Origin of the sequence: Pseudomonas sp. NPDC079086 (assembly GCF_044542155.1) — a bacterium.
Taxonomy (GTDB): Bacteria; Pseudomonadota; Gammaproteobacteria; order Pseudomonadales; family Pseudomonadaceae; genus Aquipseudomonas.
Window position 1 is genome coordinate 674,142 of the sequence record NZ_JBITTY010000001.1, and the last position, 17,803, is coordinate 691,944.

The window sequence follows — 17,803 nt, forward strand, 5'->3', positions numbered from 1 at the left end:
CATGGATATTCAACGCTCGATCCTGATCGTCGCCCTGGCAATCGTGTCCTATATGATGGTTCTCCAGTGGAACCAGGACTACGGTCAAACTGCCCTGCCGACAGAAATTGCCGCGACCAGCAGCACTGTACCCGGCTTGCCGGATACCGCTGCCACCACTTCAACTCCAGCTGGCAACGACGATATTCCGAGCGCCGCCACTGCTGTTGAACCCAGCGCCATCAGTGCCGCACCTGCTGCTGCCAGCGATGAGCTGATTCGAGTGAAGACCGACGTTCTGGATCTGGCCATCGACCCACGTGGTGGTGATGTGGTGCAACTGCGCTTGCCGCAGTACCCGCGTCGACAGGATCGTCCGGATGTGCCTTTCCAGTTGTTTGACAACGGTGGCGAGCGTACCTACCTGGCTCAGAGCGGTTTGATCGGCAGCAACGCGCCAGACAAATCCAGCGGTCGTGCCCTGTGGAGCAGCGAGCAGAAGAGTTATGAGCTGACCGACGGTCAGGATCAACTACAGGTTGACCTCAAACTCAGCGAAAACGGCGTTAATTACATCAAGCGCTTCACCTTCAAGCGCGGCCTGAACGCTGAATGTTCGGCCAAAGAGCAGTTGCTGAAGAAACCCGGTTGCGTGGACCCATCCTCCTACCAGATCGACGTCAGCTACCTAATCGACAACCAGAGCGCTGAAGCCTGGAGCGGCAACATGTTTGCCCAGCTCAAGCGTGATGGCAGCTCCGACCCGTCCTCCACCACCGCCACTGGCACCGCGACCTACCTTGGCGGCGCGCTGTGGACGCCTGAAAAGTCATACCAAAAAGTGTCGATGAAAGACATCGACAAACAAGCCTTCAAAGAAACCGTTCAAGGAGGCTGGGTTGCCTGGCTACAGCATTACTTCGTCACTGCCTGGATTCCAAGCAAAGACAGCACTAACCAAGTACAGACCCGTAAAGACAGCCAAGGCAACTACATTGTCGGCTTTACCGGCCCGGCCATTCAGGTTGCTGCCGGCGCTCAGGGTGAAACCAGTGCAATTCTGTATGCCGGCCCGAAGCTACAAGGCCATCTGAAGACCCTGTCTCCTGGTCTTGAGCTGACTGTCGATTACGGCATTCTGTGGTTCCTGGCTCAGCCTATCTTCTGGTTGTTGGAACATATCCACAGCCTGCTGGGTAACTGGGGTTGGTCGATCATCGTTCTGACCATGATCATCAAACTGATCTTCTTCCCGCTGTCTGCCGCCAGCTACAAGTCCATGGCACGTATGCGTGCCGTCGCGCCGAAACTGGCTGCGCTGAAGGAGCAGTTTGGTGACGATCGGCAAAAAATGTCCCAGGGCATGATGGAGCTGTACAAGAAAGAGAAGATCAACCCACTCGGGGGTTGCTTGCCTATCTTGGTACAGATGCCAGTGTTCCTTGCTCTGTACTGGACCTTGTTGGAAAGCGTAGAAATGCGCCAGGCCCCTTGGTTGCTGTGGATAACTGACCTGTCGATTAAAGACCCGTTCTTTATCCTGCCGATCATCATGGGTGCCACCATGTTTATTCAGCAGCAGCTCAACCCGACTCCGCCGGACCCGATGCAAGCCAAGGTCATGAAAATGATGCCAATCATCTTCACCTTCTTCTTCCTTTGGTTCCCTGCGGGTCTGGTGCTGTATTGGGTGGTCAACAACGTCTTGTCCATCGCTCAGCAGTGGTACATTACCCGCAAGATCGAAGCGGCGACGAAGGCTGCCGAAGCCTAAAGGCAGGTTGCTTCTACGCTTGAATAAAACGCCCCTCTTCAGGGGCGTTTTGCTATGCCCAGTTTGGAGAAGCCCATGCAAGTAGCCCGCGAAACCATAGCCGCCGTTGCCACCGCTCAAGGCCGTGGTGGCGTCGGCATCGTCCGTGTCTCTGGCCCCCTGGCGGGGCAACTGGCCCAGACTATCTGCCAACGCGAGCTGCAACCGCGTTACGCCCATTACGGGCCGTTCTTTGCAGATGCCAAGCAGGTGCTCGACGAAGGCTTGGCCTTGTACTTTCCCGGGCCCAACTCGTTTACCGGCGAAGATGTACTGGAACTACAGGGCCACGGCGGGCCGGTGGTGCTCGATCTGCTGCTGCGCCGCTGTGTACAACTTGGCGCACGTCTGGCGCGTCCGGGTGAGTTCAGCGAGCGCGCCTTTCTCAATGACAAACTCGACCTGGCCCAGGCCGAGGCGATTGCCGACCTGATCGAGGCCAGCTCTGAGCAGGCCGCGCGCAATGCATTGCGCTCGTTGCAGGGCGAGTTTTCCCGGCGTGTGCACGGCCTGACCGAGCGGCTGATCAGCCTGCGTATCTATGTCGAAGCAGCCATCGACTTCCCGGAGGAGGAAATCGACTTTCTCGCCGATGGGCATGTGCTCAATCTGCTCGATGGCGTGCGTGCCGACCTCGCTGGTGTGCTGCGTGAGGCAGGCCAAGGGGCGCTGCTGCGCGATGGCATGACCGTGGTGATTGCCGGTCGCCCTAACGCCGGCAAGTCCAGCCTGCTCAATGCCCTGGCCGGTCGCGAGGCGGCCATCGTCACCGAAATCGCCGGTACCACCCGTGACGTGCTACGCGAACATATCCACATCGATGGTATGCCGCTGCACGTAGTCGACACCGCCGGCCTGCGTGACACCGAGGATCAGGTCGAGCGCATCGGCGTTGAGCGCGCGCTGAAAGCTATTGGTGAAGCCGACCGTATCCTGCTGGTAGTGGATGCCACTGCCCCCGAAGCCGATGACCCTTTTGCCCTGTGGCCGGAATTTCTCGACCAGCGCCCTGATCCGGCCAAGGTCACTCTGATTCGCAACAAAGCTGACCTGTCCGGCGAGTCGGTGGTGCTGGAGGTCTGCAATGACGGTCACGTCACTATCAGCCTGTCCGCCAAATCCACTGAAGGCCTGGACCTGCTGAGGGAACACCTCAAGGCCTGTATGGGTTATGAACAGACCTCAGAGAGCAGCTTTAGCGCACGTAGGCGGCACCTTGAAGCCTTGCGCCAGGCTTCCACTCACCTAGAACACGGTCATGCTCAGCTGACCCTAGCCGGTGCCGGCGAGTTGCTGGCAGAAGACCTGCGCATGGCGCAACAAGCACTCGGCGAAATCACCGGGGCATTCAGTTCCGATGACCTGCTAGGGCGGATCTTCTCCAGCTTCTGTATCGGCAAGTAATTCGTAGCCAGGGGTTAGCAACGCACTACCCCTGGCCTGCAAACAACACAAATCCCCCCGCGTGCGTAACCCATCATGAGCTGACGCTTTCTTGATGGGTTTCGGCCATCCAGCCTTCTGCTGCTTTCAAAATTGCCTGCCTACGCCTTACCCATCTACGTAGCGTTACTCTCTAAAAACCTTATTTATGCCATTCAGGCAGGTCTTGGCCAGGGCGCAATAAGTACGTTTAGTCACTTATTTATCCACTTAAGCCCTGTGGAAAACCACGCCTAAGCCCTGCCTATAACCCGGTGATAAAACTGAGGATAACCGCCCCTGTGGATAACCATCACTTTCATCCACAGCTTGCATACGGCAACTGAACAGGCAGATGGCAGGATCAGCACAGACTTTTTAAACGCTGTAGGCACTGAATCCATTGGTCTGTAGCAATCTATCCACAGAAAAGCCGTTGCTAAGTAATAAACATATAAACAAGGCTTTATAAAAATTTTCTCTTTTATTCTTTATTAACCGACACAGCCGAACAGCGTCCAAACGAGTTGGCTATTTTTTGTGCAAAAGGCTTCTTTCACACCGGCTAAATCCCTATACTTGCCGCCTTTCCCGCTTTTCAACCCAAAAAGCCCCCCATTTCTCAACAGGCACGAGGTGCGTGGTGGATTTCCCTTCCCGTTTTCAGGTGATCGTCATCGGCGGCGGTCATGCCGGTACCGAAGCTGCGTTGGCAGCTGCACGCATGGGGGTAAAAACCCTGCTGCTGACCCATAACGTGGAAACACTCGGGCAGATGAGCTGCAACCCGGCGATTGGCGGGATCGGCAAGAGCCATCTGGTCAAGGAAATCGACGCCCTAGGCGGCGCCATGGCTGAAGCCACTGACAAAGGTGGTATCCAGTTCCGTGTGCTGAACAGCCGCAAGGGCCCAGCGGTACGCGCTACTCGCGCCCAGGCTGATCGCGTGCTGTACAAAGCCGCGATTCGCGAAACATTGGAAAACCAGGCCAACCTGTGGATATTTCAGCAGGCAGCTGATGACCTGATCGTCGAAAACGACGAAGTCAAAGGCGTAGTCACCCAGATGGGCCTGCGCTTCCTAGCAGATTCCGTGGTATTAACCACTGGCACCTTCCTCGGCGGACTTATCCACATCGGTCTGCAGAACTACTCCGGTGGCCGCGCTGGCGATCCACCCTCAATAGCCCTGGCGCAACGTCTGCGTGAATTGCCGCTACGCGTTGGTCGTCTGAAAACCGGTACGCCGCCACGCATCGATGGCCGTTCGGTGGATTTCTCGGTGATGACCGAGCAGCCGGGCGATACGCCAACGCCGCTGATGTCCTTCCTCGGTCGTGCCGAACAGCAGCCGCGTCAGGTCAGCTGCTGGATCACCCACACCAACGCGCGTACCCACGAAATCATCGCGGCCAACCTCGATCGCTCGCCGATGTATTCAGGCGTGATCGAAGGCGTCGGCCCGCGCTATTGCCCGTCGATCGAAGACAAAATCCACCGCTTCGCCGACAAGGACAGCCACCAGGTATTTATCGAGCCAGAAGGTCTGAATACCCATGAGCTGTACCCCAATGGCATCTCCACCTCGTTGCCGTTCGATGTGCAATTGCAGATCGTGCGCAGCATTCGCGGCATGGAAAACGCGCACATCGTCCGTCCTGGCTATGCCATCGAGTACGACTACTTCGATCCGCGTGATCTGAAATACAGCCTGGAAACCAAGGTGATTGCCGGGCTGTTCTTCGCCGGGCAGATCAACGGCACAACCGGTTACGAAGAAGCCGGTGCGCAAGGTTTGCTCGCCGGCTGCAACGCCGCGCTGCGCGCTCAGGGCAAGGACAGCTGGTGTCCGCGTCGCGATGAGGCTTACATCGGCGTACTGGTCGACGACTTGATTACGCTGGGTACGCAGGAGCCGTACCGCATGTTCACTTCGCGGGCCGAATACCGGCTGATCCTGCGCGAAGACAACGCCGACCTGCGCCTGACCGAGAAAGGCCGCGAGCTGGGTCTGGTCGATGATGTGCGTTGGGCGGCTTTTGAGACCAAGCGCGAAGCCATCGAGCTGGAAGAACAGCGCCTGAAAAGCACCTGGGTACGCCCGGGCACGCCTCAGGGCGATGCGATTGCCGCCCACTTCGGCACGCCGCTGACCCACGAATACAACCTGCTCAACCTGCTCGCCCGCCCGGAAATCGATTACGCCGGGCTGGTGACCATCACCGGCGGTGGTGCACCAGATCCGCAAGTGGCCGAACAGGTCGAAATCAAGACCAAGTACGCCGGTTATATCGACCGCCAACAGGACGAAATCGCCCGCCTGCGCGCTAGTGAAGACACCAAGCTACCGATAGATATCGACTACGCAGGCATTTCCGGGCTTTCCAAGGAAATCCAGCACAAGCTCGGCAACAGCCGCCCGGAAACCCTGGGCCAAGCCTCGCGGATTCCCGGCGTCACCCCTGCGGCGATTTCCCTGCTGCTGATTCACCTGAAAAAGCGCACTGCCGGTCAGCAGTTGGAGCACAGCGCCTGATGTCGTTGGTTACTGCACGTCACGCCGAAGAACTGAGCCAAGGCGCGCTTGAGCTGCGTGTTGCACTCAACACGCAGCAGCACGAACAGCTGCTGGCTTACCTGGCTCTGCTGATCAAGTGGAACAAGGCCTACAACCTCACCGCGGTACGCGACCCGAATGAAATGGTCTCGCGTCACCTGCTCGACAGCCTGTCTGTGGTGCCTTTTGTCGCCGAGGCTGGGGATAACTGGCTGGATGTCGGCAGTGGCGGCGGTATGCCGGGGATTCCACTGGCCATCCTGTTTCCCGAGCGGCAGTTCACTTTGCTGGATTCAAACGGCAAGAAGACCCGCTTCCTGACTCAGGTGAAGCTGGAGTTAAAACTGGCCAACCTGCAAGTTATCCACAGCCGCGTTGAGGAATTCACCCCAGCTGTGCCATTCAGCGGGATTTGCTCACGGGCGTTCAGCTCGCTGGAAGATTTCAGCAACTGGACCCGCCACCTCGGCGATGACAATACCCAGTGGCTGGCGATGAAAGGTGTACACCCGGATGACGAGCTGCAGGCCCTGCCAGCGGACTTTCGTCTCACCGCCACCCATGTGCTCAAGGTTCCCGGTTGCCAAGGTCAGCGCCATCTGTTGATACTGCGTCGCTCGGTTTAGGGGGAACGCAGCATGGCTAAGGTATTCGCAATCGCTAACCAGAAAGGCGGCGTGGGCAAAACCACCACCTGCATCAATCTGGCTGCCTCGCTGGTGGCGACCAAGCGCCGCGTGCTGTTGATCGACCTCGATCCCCAGGGCAACGCGACTATGGGCAGCGGTGTGGATAAGCACGGTCTGGAGCACTCGATCTACGACGTACTGATCGGCGAATGCAACCTGGTCGATGCCATGCAGTTCTCCGAGCACGGCGGTTACCAATTGCTGCCGGCCAACCGCGACCTGACCGCCGCCGAAGTCTCGCTGCTGGAAATGAAAATGAAGGAAAGCCGCTTGCGTTATGCGTTGGCGCCGATCCGCGAAAATTACGATTACATCCTCATCGACTGCCCGCCCGCGCTATCGATGCTCACGGTCAACGCCTTGGTGGCAGCCGATGGGGTGATCATCCCCATGCAGTGCGAGTATTACGCGCTGGAGGGCTTGAGCGATCTGCTCAACAGCATTCAGCGCATCGCCGAAATTCTTAATCCCAAGCTGAAGATAGAGGGCCTGCTGCGCACCATGTATGACCCGCGTATCAGCCTGACCAACGATGTTTCAGCGCAACTCAAGCAGCATTTCCCCGACCAGCTCTACGACGTGGTTATCCCACGTAACGTACGCCTGGCAGAGGCGCCAAGCTTTGGCATGCCGGCGCTGGTGTATGACAAGCAATCCCGTGGTGCCATAGCCTACCTGGCGCTGGCCGGCGAGTTGGTACGCCGCCAACGCGCAAATGCCCACACCGCAAACGCATAAGGAAATTCGCATGGCTGTGAAAAAACGAGGACTAGGACGCGGTCTGGATGCCCTGTTGGGCGGCACCAGTGTCACTACCTTGCAGGAAGAGGCCGAGCAGGTCGACAGCCGTGAACTGCAATACGTACCGCTGGACCTGATTCAGCGCGGTAAATACCAGCCGCGCCGCGACATGGACGCCACCGCCCTGGAAGAATTGGCACTGTCGATCAAGGCCCACGGCGTGATGCAGCCGATTGTGGTGCGGCCGATTGGCGAAGGACGTTTCGAGATCGTTGCCGGTGAACGCCGCTGGCGTGCCAGCCAGCAAGCCGGTCTGGACAAGATCCCGGCCATGGTTCGCGAACTGCCGGATGAAGCTGCCATCGCCATGGCGCTGATCGAGAACATCCAGCGCGAAGACCTCAACCCCATCGAAGAAGCCATGGCCCTGCAGCGTCTGCAGCAGGAATTCCAGCTGACCCAGCAGCAGGTCGCCGACGCCGTGGGCAAGTCGCGGGTGACTATCAGCAACCTGCTGCGCTTGATTGCCCTGCCGGAAGAGATCAAAACCCTGCTGTCCCACGGTGATCTGGAAATGGGCCATGCTCGCGCCTTGCTCGGTTTACCGGCCGAACAGCAGACCGAAGGTGCGCGACATGTTGTCGCACGCGGTCTCACTGTGCGCCAAACCGAGGCACTGGTACGCCAGTGGTTGAACAGCAAAGAGAAGCCCGCGGCAGTGGTCAAAGCCGATCCGGACATTACCCGTCTGGAACAGCGCCTGGCTGAGCGCCTGGGCTCGCCGGTGCAGATCAAGCATGGGCAGAAAGGCAAAGGCCAGTTGGTGATCAGCTACAGCTCGCTGGATGAACTGCAGGGCGTACTCGCTCACATTCGTTGAAACAATTGATCGTGTAGCGACTAGTCGGAAATCACTACCCGACAGTTGAATGGGGGGGGAACCGCCCCTATACTCTGCGCGCATTTCGTCGGCACAAAGTATGCCAAGTTATTGATTTTCAGGTGCCGACGCCCGAGTTCAGCTTTCAGGAAAACAAGATGGACGTTCGCATGCCGAATCGCCTGCCCTTCCATCAACTTGCTGTTTTCCCAGTACTGCTGGTGCAACTGCTGGTACTGCTGCTTCTGGCCCTGGTGTTATGGCAGTGGCAAGGTGCAGTGGCAGGCTACTCCGGGTTGTGTGGTGGCCTGATTGCATGGCTGCCGAATGTGTACTTTGCCCACAAGGCGTTCCGATTCAGTGGAGCGCGGGCTGCTCAAGCCATCGTCCGGTCTTTTTATGCCGGTGAGGCGGGCAAACTGGTTTTAACGGCAGTGCTGTTTGCACTGACCTTTGCAGGTGTGAAGCCTCTGGAACCGCTGGCGGTATTTGGCGTGTTCTTCCTGACCCAGTTGGTCAATTGGTTTTCGCCCCTGCTGATTAGAAAAAGACTTTCGAGACCTTAAGGCGTTTGAGGCAACCATGGCAGAACAAACCGCTTCGGGCTATATCCAGCACCACCTGCAGAACCTGACTTACGGGCAACTGCCGAATGGTGATTGGGGCTTTGCCCACACCGCACAAGAAGCTAAAGAAATGGGCTTTTGGGCGTTCCATGTCGACACCCTCGGCTGGTCCGTTGCCCTTGGTCTACTTTTCGTCCTGCTGTTCCGTATGGCGGCAAAGAAGGCGACTTCTGGGCAACCTGGTGCACTGCAGAACTTCGTTGAAGTGCTGGTCGACTTCGTCGATGGCAGCGTCAAGGACAGCTTCCACGGTCGCAGCCCTGTCATTGCGCCACTGGCATTGACCATTTTCGTCTGGGTGTTCCTGATGAACGCCATCGACCTGATTCCGGTCGACTGGATTCCGATGATGGCCGTGTTGATCTCCGGTGATTCGCACATTCCGTTCCGTGCCGTATCGACCACCGATCCGAACGCGACACTGGGCATGGCCCTGTCGGTGTTTGCACTGATCATTTTCTACAGCATCAAGGTCAAGGGCATCGGCGGCTTTATCGGCGAACTGACCCTGCACCCGTTCGGTAGCAAGAATCTGTTTGTTCAGGCGCTGCTGATTCCGGTCAACTTCCTGCTTGAATTCGTCACCCTGATCGCCAAGCCGATTTCCCTGGCTCTGCGTCTGTTCGGCAACATGTATGCCGGCGAATTGGTGTTCATTCTGATCGCTGTGATGTTTGGCAGTGGTCTGCTCTGGCTGAGTGCCTTGGGCGTTGCCTTGCAGTGGGCGTGGGCTGTGTTCCACATCCTGATCATCACCCTGCAAGCGTTTATCTTCATGATGCTGACCATCGTCTACCTGTCGATGGCGCACGAAGACAACCACTAAGAGCGTTTTGGCGCTCATGGTGGACGCCCGCAAGGGCACGGAAGTACCGATTTGTTTTACCGCTTTACCCTTAGAAAACCTTAACCAATACGACATAAAAAGTCGGGAGGAAAGATGGAAACTGTAGTTGGTCTGACCGCTATCGCTGTAGCACTGCTGATTGGCCTGGGTGCCCTGGGTACCGCCATTGGTTTCGGCCTGTTGGGCGGCAAGTTCCTGGAAGGCGCCGCGCGTCAGCCAGAGATGGTTCCAATGCTGCAAGTGAAAATGTTCATCGTCGCCGGTCTGCTCGACGCCGTGACCATGATCGGTGTTGGTATCGCACTGTTCTTCACCTTCGCTAACCCGTTCCTGGCCCAAGTTCAGTAATTCTCAATTTTATTGAGGTTATGAACGGACAACGAACGAGCGAGGTGTTGGCGTGAACATTAATGCAACCCTGATTGGCCAGTCCGTTGCCTTCTTCATCTTCGTGCTGTTCTGCATGAAGTACGTATGGCCTCCGGTCATTACGGCTTTGCAAGAACGTCAGAAGAAGATCGCAGATGGCCTGGATGCAGCTAGCCGTGCGGCTCGTGACCTGGAGTTGGCCCAAGAGAAAGTGGGTCAGCAACTGCGCGAAGCCAAAGGCCAAGCAGCCGAGATCATTGAGCAAGCCAAGAAACGCGGTACCCAGATCGTCGACGAAGCCCGTGAACAGGCCCGTGTCGAAGCTGACCGTGTGAAGGCCCAGGCTCTGGCCGAGATCGAGCAGGAACTGAATGGTGTCAAAGACGCGCTGCGTGCCCAAGTGGGTAGCCTGGCCGTCAGCGGTGCCGAGAAGATCCTGGGCGCATCTATCGACCAAAACGCGCATGCGGAGCTGGTTTCCAAACTGGCAGCCGAAATTTAAGCGAGGGGCGCGATCATGGCAGAACTGACCACGCTGGCCCGACCTTACGCTAAGGCTGCCTTTGAGTATGCCCAGGCCCACCAGCAGCTGGCCAATTGGTCAGCCATGCTCGGCCTAGCTGCAGCGGTGTCGCAAGACGACACCATGCAGAGCATGCTTAAGGCTCCGCGTTTGACGAGTACAGACAAGGCCACCACGTTTAATGACGTGTGTGGTGACAAGTTCGACGCCCAGGTACGCAATTTCATTCATATCGCCGCTGAAAATGATCGTCTGGCCCTGTTGCCAGAGATCGTTGAACTGTTCGAGCTGTACAAAGCCGAGCAGGAAAAGTCGATCGACGTGGATGTCACCAGTGCCTTCGCATTGAGCGATGAACAGCAAGACAAACTCGCCAAGGTTCTCAGTGCACGGCTCGGCCGAGAAGTGCGTCTGCACGCCGCGGAGGATGCCGCCCTTATTGGTGGTGTCGTCATTCGCGCCGGCGACCTGGTTATCGATGGCTCAGTTCGCGGCAAAATCGCGAAGCTGGCCGAAGCATTGAAATCTTGAGTTTGAAGGGGCAGCAGAGCTATGCAGCAACTCAATCCTTCCGAAATAAGTGAAATCATCAAGGGGCGTATCGAGAATCTCGATGTCGCCTCTCAAGCCCGTAACGAAGGCACTGTCGTCAGCGTATCTGACGGTATCGTGCGTATTCACGGTCTCGCCGACGTAATGTACGGCGAAATGATCGAGTTCCCGGGCGGTGTCTACGGTATGGCACTGAACCTGGAGCAAGACTCCGTGGGTGCAGTGGTTCTGGGGGCTTATACCTCCCTTGCCGAAGGCATGAGCGCCAAGTGTACTGGCCGCATCCTGGAGGTTCCGGTTGGTCCGGAATTGCTGGGTCGTGTTGTCGACGCACTGGGCAACCCAATTGACGGCAAAGGCCCGCTGAACAACGTCGCTACCGACGCTGTTGAGAAGGTTGCGCCGGGCGTGATCTGGCGTAAGTCGGTCGACCAGCCGGTGCAAACCGGTTACAAGTCGGTTGATGCCATGATCCCGGTTGGTCGTGGCCAGCGTGAGCTGATCATCGGTGACCGTCAGATCGGTAAAACCGCTCTGGCCATCGACGCCATCATCAACCAGAAGAACAGCGGCATTAAGTGCGTCTACGTTGCTATTGGTCAGAAGCAATCGACCATCGCTAACGTGGTTCGCAAGCTGGAAGAAAACGGCGCGCTGGCTAACACCATCGTTGTCGCGGCTTCCGCTTCCGAATCCGCTGCGCTGCAGTTCATTGCACCGTACGCCGGTTGCACCATGGGCGAATACTTCCGCGACCGCGGTGAAGACGCGCTGATCGTTTATGACGATCTGTCCAAGCAAGCAGTGGCTTACCGCCAGATTTCCCTGCTGCTGCGCCGTCCACCAGGCCGTGAAGCTTACCCAGGCGACGTGTTCTATCTCCACAGCCGTCTGCTGGAGCGCGCTTCCCGCGTTTCCGAAGAGTACGTTGAGAAGTTCACCAATGGCGCTGTGACTGGCAAGACCGGTTCCTTGACCGCTCTGCCGATCATCGAAACCCAGGCTGGCGACGTTTCCGCGTTCGTTCCGACCAACGTGATCTCGATCACTGACGGTCAGATCTTCCTGGAATCGGCCATGTTCAACTCGGGTATCCGTCCTGCGGTCAACGCCGGTATTTCGGTATCCCGCGTGGGTGGTGCTGCACAGACCAAGATCATCAAGAAGCTCTCCGGTGGTATCCGTACCGCTCTGGCTCAGTACCGTGAACTGGCAGCATTCGCCCAGTTTGCTTCTGACCTGGACGAAGCCACCCGTAAGCAACTTGAGCATGGTCAGCGCGTTACCGAGCTGATGAAGCAGAAGCAATATGCGCCGATGTCGATTGCTGACATGTCCGTATCGCTGTATGCCGCTGAGCGTGGTTTCCTGGTCGACATCGAAGTTGCCAAAGTTGGCGCATTCGAACAGGCCCTGATTGCTTACTTCAACCGGGATCACGCCGCTCTGCTGGCGAAGATCAACGAGAAGGGTGACTTCAATGACGACATCGATGGCCAGCTGAAAGCCGGTATCGAGAAGTTCAAGGCCACCCAAACCTGGTAAGCCGCAGTGGGGACCGTGAGGTCCCCGCTTGCTAACCCGATAGGTGTCAAATGGCAGGCGCAAAAGAGATTCGCAGCAAGATTGCGAGCATCAAAAGCACGCAGAAGATCACCAGCGCCATGGAAAAGGTGGCGGTCAGCAAAATGCGCAGAGCACAAATGCGCATGGCTGCTAGCCGTCCCTACGCGGAGCGTATCCGCCAGGTGATTGGTCATCTGGCCAACGCCAACCCGGAATACCGTCACCCGTTCATGATCGAGCGCGATGTTAAGCGTGTGGGTTATGTCGTGGTGAGCTCGGACCGTGGTCTGTGTGGTGGTCTGAACACCAACCTGTTCAAGGCTCTGGTCAAAGACATGGCGAGCAATCGCGAGCAAGGCGTTGAGATTGATCTCTGCGTCGTTGGCAGCAAAGGGGCGGCGTTCTTCCGCAACTTTGGCGGCAACATCGTTGCTGCGATCAGCCACCTGGGCGAAGAACCATCGATCAACGATCTGATTGGTAGCGTCAAGGTAATGCTCGATGCCTACCTAGATGGTCGCATCGATCGTTTGTCCGTGGTCTCGAACAAGTTCATCAATACCATGACGCAAAAGCCGACAGTGGAGCAGTTGATTCCGCTGGTGGCCGATCCGGATAAAGAACTCAAGCACCACTGGGATTACCTGTACGAACCCGACGCCAAAGAGCTGCTGGACGGCTTGATGGTGCGTTACGTGGAGTCGCAGGTGTACCAGGCAGTGGTTGAGAACAACGCGGCTGAACAAGCGGCCCGGATGATCGCGATGAAAAACGCCACCGACAACGCTGGCGATATCATCAAAGACCTGCAGTTGGTTTACAACAAGGCACGTCAGGCAGCGATCACCCAGGAAATTTCGGAAATCGTCGGCGGCGCTGCCGCGGTTTAAGCACGGTTCAAATATTCAGAGGAACCAAAGATGAGTAGCGGACGTATCGTTCAAATCATCGGCGCCGTTATCGACGTGGAATTCCCGCGTGATCAAGTGCCGAATGTTTATGAAGCGCTGAAAGTAGTCGGCGCCGAAACCACTCTTGAAGTTCAGCAGCAGCTGGGCGACGGCGTGGTACGTACCATTGCAATGGGTTCGACCGAAGGCCTCAAGCGTGGCCTGAATGTCGGCAGCACTGGCGCAGGTATCCAGGTACCGGTTGGGGTGAAAACCCTGGGCCGTATCATGGACGTGCTGGGCAACCCAATCGACGAAGCTGGCCCGATTGGCGAAGAAGAGCGTTGGGGCATCCACCGTCCTGCGCCAACCTACGCCGAACAAGCTGGCTCGAACGAACTGCTGGAAACAGGCATCAAGGTTATCGACCTGGTTTGCCCGTTCGCCAAGGGCGGTAAAGTCGGTCTGTTCGGTGGTGCCGGTGTAGGCAAAACCGTAAACATGATGGAACTGATCCGTAACATCGCCATCGAGCACAGCGGTTATTCCGTGTTCGCTGGTGTGGGTGAGCGTACTCGTGAGGGTAACGACTTCTACCACGAGATGAAGGACTCCAACGTTCTCGACAAGGTAGCCCTGGTTTACGGTCAGATGAACGAGCCACCAGGCAACCGTCTGCGCGTAGCACTGACCGGCCTGACCATGGCCGAGAAGTTCCGTGACGAAGGCCGTGATGTTCTGTTCTTCGTGGACAACATCTACCGTTACACCTTGGCCGGTACTGAAGTATCCGCACTGCTGGGCCGTATGCCTTCCGCAGTGGGTTATCAGCCGACCCTGGCCGAAGAAATGGGCGTTCTGCAAGAGCGTATTACTTCGACCAAGACCGGTTCGATCACTTCGATCCAGGCCGTATACGTACCTGCGGACGACCTGACCGACCCAAGCCCGGCGACCACCTTCGCCCACTTGGACGCCACCGTTGTACTGTCCCGTGACATCGCTTCCCTGGGTATCTACCCAGCGGTCGATCCACTCGACTCGACGTCGCGTCAGTTGGACCCGATGGTTATCGGCCAGGAGCACTACGACACCGCTCGCGGCGTTCAGTACGTGCTGCAGCGCTACAAAGAGCTGAAGGACATCATCGCGATTCTGGGTATGGACGAACTGTCCGAAACAGACAAGCAGCTGGTATCCCGCGCTCGTAAGATTCAGCGCTTCCTGTCCCAGCCGTTCTTCGTGGCCGAAGTCTTCACCGGTTCGCCAGGTAAGTACGTTTCCCTGAAGGACACCATTGCCGGTTTCAGCGGCATTCTGAAAGGTGATTACGATCACTTGCCAGAGCAGGCGTTCTACATGGTTGGCAGCATCGAAGAAGCTGTTGAGAAAGCGAAGAAACTGTAATCACCCGTGCGCCCGGCAACGGGCGCTTACGGTCTGTTTGAATGCCTAAGTGTGTGCAAATAGATCGATAGTGAGGTTAGACATGGCTATGACAGTCCATTGCGACATCGTCAGCGCAGAAGGCGAGATCTTCTCCGGTCTGGTCGAGATGGTGATTGCGCACGGTAACCTGGGTGATATCGGTATCGCTCCAGGCCACGCGCCGCTGATCACCGACCTCAAGCCGGGCCCGATTCGTCTGGTCAAGCTGGGTGGCGAAGCCGAGGTGTTTTACATCTCCGGCGGTTTCCTCGAAGTTCAGCCGAGCATGATCAAAGTGCTGGCTGATACCGTGCAGCGTGCTGCCGATATCGATGAAGCTGCTGCTCAGTTGGCCCTCCAGGCTGCTGAGAAAGCGCTGCATGAGCAAGGTGCTGAGTTCGATTACGGCTCCGCAGCTGCTCATCTGGCAGAGGTTGCAGCTCAGCTGCGTACCGTTCAGCAGTTGCGCAAGAAGTTCGGCGGTTAATTCCGACGCTTCATCGCAAACGAGTAAAAGGGTAGCCTTGGCTACCCTTTTTCTTGCCTGTCATTTCATCTTTTCAGTTGGTTGCGTCGTGGGCTTATCCACAGGGAACAACCGGCGCTTGCCCAGGACTACCTTCTATGTCGCTCGATATCGTTATCCTCGCCGCCGGCCAAGGCACCCGTATGCGCTCGGCCTTGCCCAAGGTGCTGCACCCGGTTGCCGGCAAAGCCATGCTTGGTCATGTGATTGACACCGCCCGCCTGCTTAAACCACAAGGCATTCATGTGGTGATCGGGCATGGCGCGGAATTGGTGCGCGAGCGATTGGCGGCGGATGATCTGAATTTCGTGCTGCAGAGTGAGCAACTGGGCACCGGCCATGCTGTAGCCCAAGCGCTGCCGGCATTGAGCGCCGAGCGCGTGCTGATTCTCTATGGCGATGTCCCGCTGATTGAAGTTGAAACTCTGCAGCGCCTGCTGCAACAGGTCAGCGAGCAGCAGCTGGGGTTGCTGACGGTCAATCTGAACGACCCGACCGGCTACGGCCGTATCGTGCGCGATGAGGTGGGTGTGGTGAAGGCCATTGTCGAGCACAAGGACGCCAGCACCGAGCAACGGCAGATCAGCGAAGGCAACACCGGCATCCTTGCCGTACCAGGCAAGCGCCTGGGCGACTGGCTGGGACGGTTGTCCAACAGCAACGCTCAGGGCGAGTACTACCTGACTGATGTGATCGCCATGGCGGCGGCCGATGGTCTGGTAGTCGCCACCGAGCAGGCCGCTGACGAAATGGAAGTGCTGGGCGCCAACGACCGTATCCAGCTATCGCAGCTGGAACGTCACTACCAGTTCCGCGCTGCGCGCCGCTTGATGCTGCAAGGGGTGACGTTGATCGACCCGGCGCGTTTCGATTTGCGCGGTGAAGTCACGGTAGGCCGCGATGTGTCGATCGATATCAACGTAATCCTCGAAGGCCAGGTGGTAATCGAAGATGGCGTGCAGATCGGCCCGAACTGTGTGATCAAGAACAGCACATTGCGTAAAGGTGCCATCGTTAAAGCCAACAGCCATCTGGAAGGTGCCGACGTGGGCGAGGGCGCCGATTGCGGGCCGTTCGCCCGTTTGCGTCCGGGTTCCGTGTTGGGCTCCAAGGCCCATGTCGGTAACTTCGTCGAGCTCAAGAACGCCAAGTTGGGTGAAGGCGCCAAAGCTGGCCATCTGAGCTATCTGGGTGATGCCGAAATCGGCGCACGCACCAATATCGGTGCCGGCACGATTACCTGCAATTACGATGGCGCCAACAAATTTAAAACCGTACTGGGCGAAGACGTGTTTATCGGCTCCAACAGCGCCCTGGTTGCTCCGGTGACGCTCGGTGATCGTGCTACCACCGGTGCAGGTTCGGTTATAACCAGCGATGTACCGGATAACACCCTGGCCGTCGGTCGCGCCAAGCAGCGCAATATCGAAGGCTGGAAGCGCCCGACCAAGAAGTGAGGGTCAACGTAGGATGGGGTGGGCGCAGCGATACCCATGCGGCTCGGCCATCCTGCGAGCCAGTCATAAAGGCGGCCTTGGCCGCCTTTTATCGTTTTCAGGCTTGACGAAAAAGCTTCATTAGGTTTTGATTCGCGCCAGTATCTTTCGGATCGAAACTTAACATGTCGAAACGCAACACTCCGCAACGTCGCCACACCATTCTTGCCTTGCTCGCTGAGCAGGGTGAGGTGAGCGTGGATGTGTTGTCGAAAGCGTTTTCCACCTCGGAAGTGACCATACGCAAAGACCTCGCGGCCCTGGAAAAGAGCGGCCTGCTGCTGCGTCGCTACGGTGGTGCGGTGCCCATGCCGCAGGAGCTGATTAGCGACGTACAGCCGATCTCGCAGTACAAACAGGCCATCGCCCGCGCTGGCGTGGCGCGCATCCGTGAGCACGCGCGGATCATTATCGACAGCGGCACCACCACCGCGGCGATGATCCCGCAGCTTGGCCACAAGCCCGGCCTGGTGGTGATGACCAACTCGCTCAACGTGGCCCGCGCCATCAGCGAACTGGAGCATGAGCCGGTGTTGTTGATGACCGGTGGTACCTGGGACCCGCATTCCGAGTCGTTCCAGGGCCAGGTCGCCGAGCAGGTGCTGCGCTCTTACGATTTCGACCAGCTGTTTATTGGTGCCGATGGCATCGACCTGAACCGTGGCACCACTACCTTCAATGAATTGCTCGGGCTTAGCCGGGTGATGGCGGATGTAGCCCGCGAAGTGGTGGTGATGGTCGAGAGCGACAAGATCGGCCGCAAGATTCCCAACCTGGAGCTGCCCTGGAGCGGCATCCATACCCTGATAACCGACGAACGCCTTAGTGATGAGGCCCGTGAACAATTAACCGAGCGCGGCATCAAGCTGATCTGCGCGGCTGTTGAAGCTTAAGGAGAA

Annotated in this window: 17 protein-coding genes; all 17 read left to right on the forward strand. The window is 57.5% G+C overall.

Translation table 11 applies throughout. The features are described from left to right. Position 1 precedes the first annotated feature (1 nt). The 17 genes from yidC (at position 2) to ACIGEK_RS03365 (ending at position 17,797) form a co-directional block, all read left to right on the forward strand. Positions 2 to 1,753, forward strand: coding sequence for a membrane protein insertase YidC (yidC, locus tag ACIGEK_RS03285; RefSeq protein WP_397491939.1), 1,752 nt, complete (start codon positions 2 to 4; stop codon positions 1,751 to 1,753). 75 nt (positions 1,754 to 1,828) lie between these two features. Continuing rightward, entirely contained in the window at positions 1,829 to 3,196 is a 1,368-nt protein-coding gene (mnmE, locus tag ACIGEK_RS03290) for a tRNA uridine-5-carboxymethylaminomethyl(34) synthesis GTPase MnmE (RefSeq protein WP_397491940.1), read from the forward strand. 661 nt (positions 3,197 to 3,857) lie between these two features. Continuing rightward, a complete protein-coding gene (gene mnmG, locus ACIGEK_RS03295; protein WP_397491941.1) occupies positions 3,858 to 5,750 on the forward strand; it encodes a tRNA uridine-5-carboxymethylaminomethyl(34) synthesis enzyme MnmG in 1,893 nt (630 codons plus the stop codon). Further along, positions 5,750 to 6,397, forward strand: coding sequence for a 16S rRNA (guanine(527)-N(7))-methyltransferase RsmG (gene rsmG, locus ACIGEK_RS03300; RefSeq protein ID WP_397491942.1), 648 nt, complete (start codon positions 5,750 to 5,752; stop codon positions 6,395 to 6,397). Before mnmG ends, rsmG begins: the two co-directional genes overlap by 1 nt. 12 nt (positions 6,398 to 6,409) lie before the next feature. Next, complete coding sequence (locus ACIGEK_RS03305) at positions 6,410 to 7,198, forward strand: ParA family protein (protein WP_397491943.1); 789 nt, start codon at positions 6,410 to 6,412, stop codon at positions 7,196 to 7,198. 10 nt (positions 7,199 to 7,208) lie between these two features. Beyond that, positions 7,209 to 8,081, forward strand: coding sequence for a ParB/RepB/Spo0J family partition protein (locus ACIGEK_RS03310; protein WP_397491944.1), 873 nt, complete (start codon positions 7,209 to 7,211; stop codon positions 8,079 to 8,081). Positions 8,082 to 8,239: 158 nt separating this feature from the next. Continuing rightward, entirely contained in the window at positions 8,240 to 8,647 is a 408-nt protein-coding gene (locus ACIGEK_RS03315) for a F0F1 ATP synthase subunit I (protein WP_397491945.1), read from the forward strand. Positions 8,648 to 8,663: 16 nt separating this feature from the next. After that, on the forward strand, positions 8,664 to 9,533 hold the full coding sequence (atpB, locus tag ACIGEK_RS03320; protein ID WP_397491946.1) for a F0F1 ATP synthase subunit A: 870 nt from the start codon (positions 8,664 to 8,666) through the stop codon (positions 9,531 to 9,533). A 114-nt stretch (positions 9,534 to 9,647) separates the two neighbouring features. After that, on the forward strand, positions 9,648 to 9,902 hold the full coding sequence (gene atpE / locus ACIGEK_RS03325; protein ID WP_090378669.1) for a F0F1 ATP synthase subunit C: 255 nt from the start codon (positions 9,648 to 9,650) through the stop codon (positions 9,900 to 9,902). A 52-nt stretch (positions 9,903 to 9,954) separates the two neighbouring features. Further along, the gene (locus tag ACIGEK_RS03330; protein ID WP_397491947.1) at positions 9,955 to 10,425 is read left to right on the forward strand and encodes a F0F1 ATP synthase subunit B; all 471 of its coding nucleotides are present in this window, start codon (positions 9,955 to 9,957) and stop codon (positions 10,423 to 10,425) included. Between the two features lie 15 nt (positions 10,426 to 10,440). Then, entirely contained in the window at positions 10,441 to 10,977 is a 537-nt protein-coding gene (locus ACIGEK_RS03335) for a F0F1 ATP synthase subunit delta (RefSeq protein WP_304864980.1), read from the forward strand. Positions 10,978 to 10,998: 21 nt separating this feature from the next. After that, positions 10,999 to 12,543: a F0F1 ATP synthase subunit alpha gene (atpA, locus tag ACIGEK_RS03340; RefSeq protein WP_274088526.1), complete on the forward strand. Its 1,545-nt coding sequence runs from the start codon at positions 10,999 to 11,001 to the stop codon at positions 12,541 to 12,543. Positions 12,544 to 12,593: 50 nt separating this feature from the next. Further along, positions 12,594 to 13,454 carry a F0F1 ATP synthase subunit gamma gene (gene atpG, locus ACIGEK_RS03345; RefSeq protein WP_339463272.1) on the forward strand — a complete coding sequence of 287 codons (861 nt, stop codon included), beginning with the start codon at positions 12,594 to 12,596 and terminating at the stop codon, positions 13,452 to 13,454. Between the two features lie 30 nt (positions 13,455 to 13,484). After that, positions 13,485 to 14,861: a F0F1 ATP synthase subunit beta gene (atpD, locus tag ACIGEK_RS03350; RefSeq protein ID WP_274088528.1), complete on the forward strand. Its 1,377-nt coding sequence runs from the start codon at positions 13,485 to 13,487 to the stop codon at positions 14,859 to 14,861. Between the two features lie 82 nt (positions 14,862 to 14,943). Then, positions 14,944 to 15,369, forward strand: a complete 426-nt coding sequence (locus ACIGEK_RS03355; RefSeq protein WP_090240980.1) for a F0F1 ATP synthase subunit epsilon — start codon at positions 14,944 to 14,946, stop codon at positions 15,367 to 15,369. 137 nt (positions 15,370 to 15,506) lie between these two features. Beyond that, positions 15,507 to 16,865: a bifunctional UDP-N-acetylglucosamine diphosphorylase/glucosamine-1-phosphate N-acetyltransferase GlmU gene (gene glmU / locus ACIGEK_RS03360; protein ID WP_397491948.1), complete on the forward strand. Its 1,359-nt coding sequence runs from the start codon at positions 15,507 to 15,509 to the stop codon at positions 16,863 to 16,865. A gap of 164 nt (positions 16,866 to 17,029) precedes the next feature. Then, positions 17,030 to 17,797: a DeoR/GlpR family DNA-binding transcription regulator gene (locus ACIGEK_RS03365; RefSeq protein ID WP_397491949.1), complete on the forward strand. Its 768-nt coding sequence runs from the start codon at positions 17,030 to 17,032 to the stop codon at positions 17,795 to 17,797. The last annotated feature ends 6 nt before the right edge of the window (positions 17,798 to 17,803 follow it).